Source organism: Pseudofrankia asymbiotica (assembly GCF_001983105.1).
GTDB classification, from domain to species: domain Bacteria; phylum Actinomycetota; class Actinomycetes; order Frankiales; family Frankiaceae; genus Pseudofrankia; species Pseudofrankia asymbiotica.
On record NZ_MOMC01000138.1, the window covers coordinates 1 to 10,941 of the forward strand.

General features: G+C 68.8%; 3 protein-coding genes. 1 reads left to right on the top strand and 2 read right to left on the bottom strand.

All coding sequences use genetic code 11. The features are described 5' to 3' along the window. Positions 1–110: 110 nt before the first annotated feature. On the bottom strand, positions 111–674 hold the full coding sequence (locus BL253_RS42700; RefSeq protein WP_158230517.1) for a hypothetical protein: 564 nt from the start codon (positions 672–674) through the stop codon (positions 111–113). Between the two features lie 1,251 nt (positions 675–1,925). Between BL253_RS42700 and BL253_RS38345 the strand changes: the two genes are divergently transcribed. Further along, positions 1,926–10,535, top strand: coding sequence for a DNRLRE domain-containing protein (locus BL253_RS38345; protein ID WP_076822994.1), 8,610 nt, complete (start codon positions 1,926–1,928; stop codon positions 10,533–10,535). Between the two features lie 22 nt (positions 10,536–10,557). Here BL253_RS38345 and BL253_RS38350 read toward each other — a convergent pair. Continuing rightward, on the bottom strand, positions 10,558–10,941 hold a 384-nt coding region (locus tag BL253_RS38350; protein WP_198946565.1), incomplete at its 5' end, for a transposase.

Consider the following 10,941-nt stretch of genomic DNA (forward strand, 5'->3'; position numbering starts at 1 on the left):
CCATACCTTCCAGCACACCGCAACCACCCAGAACCGCAACCCGACAACCCGACCATCAGACCCGCGACCAGGCGAAACAGACATCAAGCCGCTACCGCTCACCTGTTACATCAACCGACGGAACACCCTCTGAGGCCGGCGGGTAGCGCACCCGGGTTGAGGGTGGGCATGGGGTAGTGGCGGTCGGTGGTGGGTTGGGGGCTCGAGGTGTCGTGGCTGTCGGTGTGGAGGGGGGCGTCGGCGCCGGACAGCAGCATGATCAGTAGGGCTGGGATCCCGAGGACGGGCAGACCAACGGCGTGTAGCAGGCCGACCGTGCGTGCCGGTGACCGGCGGCGACGGTGCCGGCTTCTCGTCCGGTGCGCTGGCGGGTCGCCGGTCGGCGGCTCCGGTGGGTTGGTGCCGGCGGCGCCTTCGGGGTTGGTGTCGTCGGCGCTGGGTGTTGAGGCGGTGGGTGGATCATCGGGGTTGGCCGTGTCCGTGGCGGGGCTGTCGGTGTGGGGATCGTTGGGCGGTGGGTCGATGGGAGCGCTGCCTGGGGTGGTTGGTGGTGTCGGGGGCGGTTCTTGGGTGGCGGGTTCGGCTGGCGTGGTGGGTGTGGGGTGTGCGGGAGCGGGGTGCGCCGCGGCGGCTGGCTCACCTTGTGGGAAGGTGAGGTGGTCGCGCCGGCGCATCGGCTGTCTCCTTTCTGAGTTCTTCGAGCTGGGTCCTTCGGGCTGCGGGCGTGGCAAGGCGCTCCGCTGGCGGTTGGTTGCCGGCGTGAGCTGTTCCGTCCGGTCTGGCGGAATGGGGTGAGGCGTTGCCGGTGTGTGGGCAGGCTGAATACCCGGCGGGTGCGGTAGCCGGGAACGCTGCTCAGAGCTGGTAGGGCTGCGGCGGGTTATGACGTGAGCAGCCGCCAGCTCGGTGAATCCCGCGGGCGTGGGTAGGCARCCTCAACAGAGGCATGGCCGGTGCACGGGCCGTGCCTGATGGGCGCGGGCGCGGGTATGTCGTTGTCGTGGTCTTGGCGCGGGATAGTTTGGGGGCGGTGAGCCACTATGGCAGACCGTGGACGGCCTGACCAGCGGTTGATGAGAAATCCCGTGCTCCATGGTGAATCTGGCGTCTCGGTCTGTGCGCTGCCGGCCGGTCGTTTCTCTGGGTAACGATGCTCGCTCTGAGTAGCGGAACTCGTGAATGATCCGTCGCCGGACTAGTACTTCCTGACGTTGACGTCCCGGCTGTGATGGTGGTACCTGTGCGCGTGTTTCCGTTGAGGGGTAGGGGTTCCCGGCTGCCAGTGTTGATCCTCTACAGGGATGTGTGGGAACTACTTGTGAGTGGGCTGTGGGGCGTGCAATGCTTTGCGGCGCAGTGCTCGGGCAGCTTCGGTCGCCCGGGTAGTCCGTCGTTCTCCCGCCCGTCGTCCTGGGTTCATCTCGGGCGGCTGTGGGGTTCTTGCTGTGCACGACGCTGTGCCGGCCGCTCGCTGCCAGTTCCCGCTACTCGTTAGATGTTCTGTGCTGCCCGTATGTCTCCGGCTGTTCGCCGGCTGGTGACGGGGCAGGTCGTCGGCGTCGTTGCCGGCTTTCACCGCCTGCCGGTGGCAGGTGTTGTCGTACCTGGATATCCCGTGGCCGGTGCGGCCGGGCTCTTTCGCGCGCTGTGCTTTGCCGCGCGCGTTTCGATGGGTCTGCCGTGCCTGCCCCTGTCCCTGCCTCGGTGTTCCTTCACGGGGTTGTGGTGATCGTCCGGGTCGGTTAGGCCGTCGGGTTTGCTGTGCGCCCCGGGGGTCGTGTTATGCGTGGCTCGTGCCTGTTCCTGCGCACCTGTTCGGAGCTGTGATGACCGGCCGGCACCATTCCCCGCGTCGTTCTTCGTCTCTTGGCCGTCCTCTGTCGTTTGGCCGTCGGATGTGGCGGCGGCGCGGGTGGACGCGCCGGGTGGCCCTGCTGCTGGTGCCGGTGCTGGTCATGACCGCGGTCGCGCTGGTCGTGATCGACCGGGTGACGCAGCCGGACATGGTGCCGATCTCCGAGCAGAACCCGTTCCGGGACGGGGACGTGAAGCTGCCGGAGTCGAGTTCGGGTAGCGCCGCGAATCGGGGCCACGCGGTGCCGACGAGCGTCACGCAGGCGGGGGCGGGGTCATCACCGAGTGCCGCGGCGGTGCGCGGCCGGGCCGGCCAGGTGCCCGGTGCGGTGCCGGTGACACCCGAGACAGCTCCACGCAGGATCGACTATTCGAAGGTGGCGCTGACCCCGGACAAGCCTGCCGTGGGGGCGCCGTCGGCGGGTGCGGGTGGGGAGGCGGCCAGGCCGTTGGCGGCTGGCATCCAGATGCCGGTGACGCTGGCGCCTGGGGCGCGGGATTCGGGGAAGGCGCAGCAGGGCCGGGTCGAGGTGCCCAGCGGCCGTACCGAGCACGGGACCGAGTTCCGTAACCCGGATGGCACGTTCACGTCCGAGGTGTCGATGGGCCGGGAGCGTTTCCGGGACGCCAAGGGCGGCCTGGTCGACATCGACACCGCGTTGGTCGCCGGGGACAAGGGCCGGTTCCACAGCCGGGCGACGCAGTTGCCGGTGGATATCGCCGGGTCGGCGAACGACGCGCAGCTGGCGCGGGTCGATCTCGGTGGTGGGGTGTCGGCGGGGTTCGCGCTGGAGGGGGCTGCGGCGTCGCGCGTGTCGGTGAAGGGTTTCTCGGCGACGTTCCCGGGGGTGCGTAAGTCGTCGGACCTGCAGTTGTACTCGACGGCGTCGGGGCTGGTGGAGGTGATGGTCCTGCACGGCGCGGACGCGCCGACGAGTTGGACGTTCCCGCTGGCGCTCAGGGGGCTGACCGCATCCATGGACAAGTACGGCCAGGTCGTGCTCGCGGACAAGGACGGCAAGGCGCGGGCGTTGATCCCGCACGGGTGGATGCAGGACGCGAGCACGTCGGGTGCGGCCGGCGGCCCGGCGATGTCGACCGGGGTGACCTACAGCCTGGTGGACGGGCCGGGCAACGGCCAGGTCTCGCTGCGGGTCGAGTTGGACCAGGCCTGGTTGTCGGCGCCGGAGCGGGTGTTCCCGGTGCAGGTGGATCCCCCGGTGACGTGGCTGGATCCGGCGGGGGATGACACCTATGTGTCGTCGCTGCATCCGTCGACGCCGTTCAGCTCGGAGTGGACGCTGAAGAACGGCATGTATCTGTCGGACGTCAACCGCAGCTACATCCATTTCGACGGGCAGCCGGAGCTGACGGACGCCAACGTGCTGGGTGTCGACGTCTATCTGTACAACTGGCTGTCGGCGCAGTCGTGTGTTCCGAACCCGGTGTCGTTGCACGAGGTGGCGCAGAGCTGGGACGGCACGAACATGACGTGGCCGGGGGCGGCGGTGGGACCGGAGGTCGCGCAGAGCTGGTTCGCCTACAGCTACAACACGGCCTGCAGTCCGAACTGGGGCTGGTTCAGTGACCCGCGGTTGACCGAGCTGGTGGGGGACTGGGCGGACGGGACGAAGCCGAACACCGGCCTTGAGGTGGAGACGTCGTCGACGAACAGCGCGGCGTACAAGGAGTTCTACTCGGCGAGCTGTCAGTGCAACCCGGCGGACCCGCTGACGGACCTGCGTCCGCACATGGATGTGACCTGGTCGCCGTACGGCGCGGAATATGAGTGGCCGTCGGGTTCGCCGCAGTGGTCGACGAACGTGACCGCGGACAGTCCGGGTGAGATTCCGATCCGGCTGACGAACACCGGGCAGTCGACGTGGCCGGCCTACAGCAACTACAAGCTGTCGTACCACGTGTATGACGCGTCCGGTACCAACGAGCTGGTGCATCAGGGTGCGGTGACGGAACTGCCGACGTCGGTGGCCCGCGGCGAGTCCATCGACCTCGACGCGACGATCGACCCGCTGCCCGCCGGTAACTACGTCATCTATTTCGACATGGAGGACTGGGGCACGGCGTGGTTCTCCAGCCATGGGATCAGCACGTTCGGGTTCCAGGCCGAGTCGTACGCGACCGCCGCGCCGACGATCACCGACTCCTCCCCGCTGGACGGCGAGCACGTCCCGACGCTGCGCCCGCAGCTGAGCCTAACCGGGTCGACCGGCGGGCTGTCGTACGAGTTCCAGATCTGTGACGAGCCGGACGCGCAGTCCGGGAACTGCTGGGACTCCGGCGGTATGACGTCGAGTTCGACGTGGAAGGTGCCGGCCGACGCGCTCGAGTGGGCCAAGTCGTACTACTGGCGGGGCAGGGTCAGCGACGGCTCGTCGACCTCCGGGTGGACACCGCCGATAGCCCTGTTCACGGACGTGGCCGCGCCGGTGACGAGCCAGCATTTCGGCACGGACCCCTATGTGCCGTCGGTGGCGTCGGTGACGCCGCTGATCGGGAACTACACGGCGGCGACGACGGACGTTTCGGTGCCCGCCGTGGGTCCGGCGTTGACGCTGACCCGTACCTACAACAGCCGTAACCCGTATGTGGGCCTGTTCGGGCAGGGCTGGTCATCGCAGTGGGACATGAACGTCAAGGCCGACGACACCGGTGAGGGCAACCTCGTCGTGCGCTACCCGGACGGCCGGGAGGGCCGGTTCGGCCGGAACTGGGACGGCAGCTATGTCTCCCAGGACGGCTACTACTCGGTCGTGCAGGCACMGTCCCCGCGGGTCGCCTCGTTCACCGCGCCGGACTCGAACGCCTCACTCGGTGACACCGACACCGGCGAGACGTGGACGGTCCTGTCCGGCACCTGGGGCGTCGAGGACAACGCGGCGAAGCTGGTGAGCGCCGGCAGTGGGGGCCGCAGCCTGGCGGTGATGAACGCCGCCTCGGACGGCACGATCCGGTTCACCGTCCCGGCCGCGCAGGACCGGGTCGGGGTCGCGTTCCGCGCCCAGGACAACAACAACTACTGGGCCCTGTACGTCAAGCCGTCGAGTAACGCACTGGTGCTGGCGAAACGGGTCGGCGGCACCGAGACCACCGTCGCCACCTATACCGGCGCGTGCTGTTCGGCGGATGACACCTACGCGATCAAGATGGCCGGGTCGGTGCTGACGGTCTACCGCAACGACCGGGTCGTCGGCTCCGTGACGGACGGCCAGTTCTCGACGGTGACGCTGGCCGGGCTGTACGCCTCGACGACGGGCGCGGGGCGGATCGGGTCGGTCGTGATGGTCGACGACCAGCACCGGGACACGTTCACCAACGCGAACTCGTCGACCGGCCTGGGCGCTACCGACAACGGCGAGAACTGGCAGTCCGGACAGGGCAGCGGCGCCGGCACCTGGGGCACCTCGGGCAACGCCGCCTACCTGGCGACGGCGTCCGGTAACCGTAACCTGGTGACGGTGCCCGGCGCGGCGGATGGCACGTTCACGTTCAAGGAGCCGGTCGCGCAGGCCGGGACGGGTCTGGCGTTCCGCTACCTCGACGCCGAGAACTACTGGCGCCTGGTCGCCCAGCCCGCCGCCGGCACCTGGCAACTCGTGAAGCGGGTCGGCGGGGCGGAGAGCGTCGTGGCGACGTCGGCGGGCGGGACGTGCTGCACCGCCGCCGACACGTTGACGATCACCACGGCCGGGGCGTCGATCGCCGTGGCGCGCAACGGCACCCAGATCCTGTCCGTGACCGACACCGCGGTGCTGCACGGCAGCCGGGTCGGCCCGTTCGCCGAGGCCACCGGCGCCGGGCGGATCGACGACTTCGCGGCGACCGCCGCCACCGTGCTGACGGACAAGACCGGCACCGGCTACACGTTCCGGTCCGACGGCCGGCTCGCCAAGGTCGTCGACGTCGCCGGCCGCTCCCTCACGCTGAACTACGACACGTCAGCGAAGCTGACCTCGGTCGTGAACAACACGACCGGGCGGACGCTGACGCTGACCTGGACCGGCGACCACGTCACCACCGTCGCCACCCCCACCGTGGCGGCCTACTCGGGTCCGCTGAACTGGACCTACGACTACGACGGGGACGAACTCGCCACGGTCACCGGTCCGCAGTCGGCGAACCCGACGACGTACGACTACGACGGCTCGGGCCAGCTGACCCAGACGACCCTGCCCGCCGGCAACATCGACGCGAAGATCGGCTACAACGGCGATGGCACCGTCGCCTGGCGTGAGGACGGCGAGGGCAACCGGACCGAGTACCAGGTCCTCGCGACGTCACCGAATCCGATCATCCGGGTCACCGACCCCCGTGGCCACGACGAGGACTGGGAGTACCACGGCGGCCAGCTGATCTCGCACCGCGACGGGTTCGGGGACCGGCGGTTCGTCTACAACGACCGCGGGTTCCTGGCCCAGGTGACCGACGAGAACGGCAACGTCGTCCAGACCGACACCGACGACCGCGGCAACGTGATTGCCCGCACCACCGCCCGCGCCAACGTCTACGGCACGCTGTGGACGAACACCGAGTACTACACGTATTTCGACGGCCCACCGGGCGACCCCCGCGACAACAAGATCACCGTCTTCCGGGATGCCCGCTCTGCCGGGCCGGCGGACGACACCTACGCCACGACCTACGAGTACAACCCGTACGGCGACCTGGTCAGCCAGACCACCCCGGCCACCGGCGACTTCCCGTCCGGGCGCACGGAGACCTGGGCCTACGCCGACGGCACCGAGAACGCCATCGGCGGCGGCAAGACCCCCCGCGGCCTGCCCGTCTCCTACACCGATGCTCGGGGCAAGGTCACCACATACGGCTACAGCTCGAAGGGCGACCTGCGCCACGACGAGGACCCCGCCGGCCTGGTCCACGACTACACCTACGACGAACTCGGCCGCCGGCTGACCTCGAAGGAAACCTCCGACACCTTCCCCGCCGGCCAGACAACCAGCTTCACCTACTCGAAGCTGTCGCAGATCGCGACCGTCACCGAACCGGGTACGGCGAACCTGGTCACGTCGGTGACGCACACCCCGGTCACGACGAACACCTACGACGAGAACGGCAACCTCACCCAGACCGTCATCTCGGACGCGACCGGCGGTGACACCGCCCGCACCACCACCTACGACTACGACGACGACGACCGCCAAACCTCGACAACCCTCGGGGCGGGCAGCCCGGTCGAGGCGACCAGCGAGGTCGGCTACGACGAGAACGGCAACGTCGCCACCTCGACCGACCCCAACGGCACCGTCGTCGAGTTCGGCTACACCGAGCACAACCAGCTCGCGACGACGACCGTCAAGGACTTCGTCGACGACCCGGTCGCCAACTCCGACCCCCGCGACCTGCTCGTCGAGTCCCGCGCCTACGACCCAGCCGGCCGCCTCGCCTCGGTCACCGACACGCTCGGCCGCACGACGAGCTTTACCTACTGGCTCGACGACCTGCCCCATCAGGCGATCTTCAATGGGTACCACGTTCCGGACTTCACTGTCGGGGAGCTGTCGAACACCGAGACCCGCGACATCGTCCTGGAAGACCACGGCTACGACGCCGCCGGGAACGAGACCTCCACGACAGCGGGCGGCGGCCTACGCGCCATGACCGCCGGCTATGACGAGGCCGGCCGCAGAGCGTCGACGAGCGTCGATCCCGAGGTTCTCAACCGGTGGACGGTGTTCGACTACGACGCGGTCGGCAACGTCCTGGCCTCCACCCACGGCGCCGACGGCACGGCCGCGACCGACCGGGTCGAGTACGGCTACGACGACGCCTCCCGGCTGACATCCACGACCGTGCTCGGGGACGGCTCCGACCGGTTCACCGCGGCACTCACCCGGGATGCCCGCGGGTTCGTGACCAGCACCGTCGATCCCCGCGGCTACACCGACGGCTCCCCGTTCGACACCGACTACGTCACCGACCAGATCACCGACAACGCCGGCCGGCTCACCCAAACGGTCGCCCCGCCGGTGCAGGTAGAGCAGAACGGCGCCGCCGCGACGACCGACCGGCCATCCGCGGAGGTCGGCTACAACACGTTCGGCGAGCTGACACAGAGCCGCGACGCCCGCAACCAGGTCACAACGACGTCCTACGACGCGCTCGGCCAGGTCACCCAGATCGCCCACCCGTCCTACACCCCACCCGGCGGATCGGCGATCACACCGACCGAGTCGTGGACCTACGACGACAACGGCAACCCGCTGACCCACACCGACACCCGCGGGCAGACCGTCACCACCATCTACGACAAGCTCGCCCGGGTCGTGGCCGTCACCGACCCACAGGTCACCGGCCAGCCCGAGGCCGGAGTGAGCCGCTACATCTACGACGACGCCGGCAACCTGCTCGACTCCGTCGATCAGAACGGCGCGTGGACGATCTACGCCTACGACGACCTCAATCGCCTCTGGGCGTCCTCGCCCACCGAACGCTCCACGCTGCAGGCGTTCACCACCTACATCGACCACAACGACGCCGGCGACGTCACCCGCGTCCTGCGCCCGTCGAACTTCTCCACCGGCGCCTCAGCTACCGCCGTMTACAACGGCGCCGGCGACCTCATCGAGGAACACGACGAGGTGGACAAAGTCACCAGCTACACCTACGACCAGTCCGGCCGCACGACCTCGGTGACCGACCCACTGGGCCGCTCGACCCACTACATCTACGATCGCGCCGGACGGCAGACCACGACCGAGCAGTACTCCGACACCGACACCCTGCTGCGCTCCACATCGGTCGGCTACGACCCGGCCGGCAACGTCACCTCACAGACGGACCCGAACGGTCACACCGCGACGTCCACCTACGATGCGCTGGGCCAGCTGCGCAGCATCACCGTCCCTGTCAGTTCCAGCGCGTCGATCACGTCGAGCGCGGGCTATGACGCGGCCGGGAACCGGACCAGGCTGACCGACGGTCGCGGCAACGCCACCGTCTACACGTTCAACAGCCTCGGCCTGCCCGAGAAGACGATCGAACCGTCCACAACCGCGTACCCGAACCTGGCCGACCGCAGCTGGCAGGTCTCCTACGACGCCGGCGGCCTACCCACCGCGCAGCTCGAACCGGGCGGGGTGATCCGAGCCGTCAGCTACGACGAACTCGGCCGGATCACCGCCGAGACCGGCTCCGGCGGCGGCGCCACCGCCACCTCCCGCGCCATGGGCTACGACCTGGTCGGCAACCTCGCCGAGGTCGACGAACCCGGCGGCGGCTCCCAGCTGTTCGGCTACAACGACCGCGGCCTGCTCACCGACGCCTGGGGCGACGGCGGCACCTCCTCCTTCGTCTACGACGAGGACGGCCGGGTCCTGCAACGCGCCGACCCCGGCAGCTGGTCGGACTACTACTACGACGCCCGATCCAATCTCGTCGCAGTCGGTGCCGCCGTCACCGGTGACGCCCGGGGCTACGAGTACGACGACGCCGGGCAGCTCACCTCGATCGACTACCACGGCGGCACTGGCGCCATCCAGACCTTCGACCGCGACCAGCTTGGCCGGCTCACCGATGACACCCTGACCGGCCCGTCCGGGACGTTGCGCGACCAGACCTACACCTACGACGACAACGACAACGTCACCTCCACCACCATCACCGGCAGCGGTGTCGCCGGTGCCGGTACCCAGACGTACGGCTACGACTGGTCCGACCGGCTGACGTCCTGGACCAACCAATCCAACGCCACCACCACCTACGGCTGGGACGCCGCCGGCAACCGCACCTCGGCCGGCGGGACGACAGCGACGTTCGACGCCCGCAACCGGCTCACCTCCGACGGCACCGCGACCTACACCTACACCGCCCGCGGCACCCTCTCCACCCGCACAGCCGGCTCGTCGACGACCAGCACCGCCTTCGACGCCTTCGACCGGCTCACCACCCACACCGCCGGACCGACCACCACGTCGTACAGCTACGACGGCCTGGACCGGATCGCGACCCGCAACACCGGCAGCCAGTTCCTCTACGACGGCCTCGACCTCGAACCCGGCATCGACGGCAACTCCGCCTACGCCCGCGACCCCTCCGGCGCCGTCATCGGCGCCGGCACCGAAGACGGCGCCTGGGCCACCATCCAGAACCTCCACGGCGACACCGTCGCCGCCTTCACCACCGACGGCACCCTCACCGACTCGAAAAACTACGACCCCTTCGGCCAGCCCCTCACCGCCGGAAACGCCAACCTCCAGACCGGCTACCAGGGCAGCTGGACCGACCCCGACACCCACCTCGTCAAAGCTCAAGCCCGCTGGTACAACCCGGCAACCGCCACCTTCCTCACCCGCGACACCTACCCCCTGCCCTGGAGTGGAACAGCAGCCGACAACCGCTACAACTACGGCGGGGCAAACCCCGTCACCAACAACGACACCACCGGATACGCCAGCAACGACAACGGTCATTGGGACTATCACGCCTGCGGCAGCGATAGACCCATGTGGGAGCAGCTCCTTCTGAATTGCAAGACCTGGATTCCTGACAAGACACCGCCGCCAGCCAGCGCCACCAACGATATTCGCGACGATGTGCCATGGGCGACCCTCGTCCTTACCCCCCGGCTTCCCTCACCACCCCCGGTCATCGTGGTCGTCGTTCCTGGAAGAGGCAAACCCGCTGCGCCGGCTAACGAGCTTTAATCCGTGGTGTCGATTCCGCTGATCATGCTGGTTCCAGGGTCAGGCCGGTGGCGGCCAGGCAGCCGTCGAGCAGGTGTGGGTGGTGCTGGATGCGGCCCAGGCCGGTTCGGATGTGGCCGGCGAGGTGGTCGACGTCGGTGAACAGGYGGTTGGCGAGCTCGCCGCGTTTGAGCAGGGACCACACGTTCTCAACGGGGTTGAGGTCGGGGGCGTAGGCGGGTAGGCGGATCACGGTGAGCCACCGTTCGTTGGCGGCGGCGAACGCGGTCATCTCGGCGCAGGTGTGCCGGTTGAGGTTGTCCCAGACGAGCACGACAGGTCGGCCCAGCCGGCGGTGTGCCTCCACGACCAGGTCGCGGTAGTCGGTCCAGGCGAACGCCTTCGGCTCGCCGGTGCGGCCTCGGTG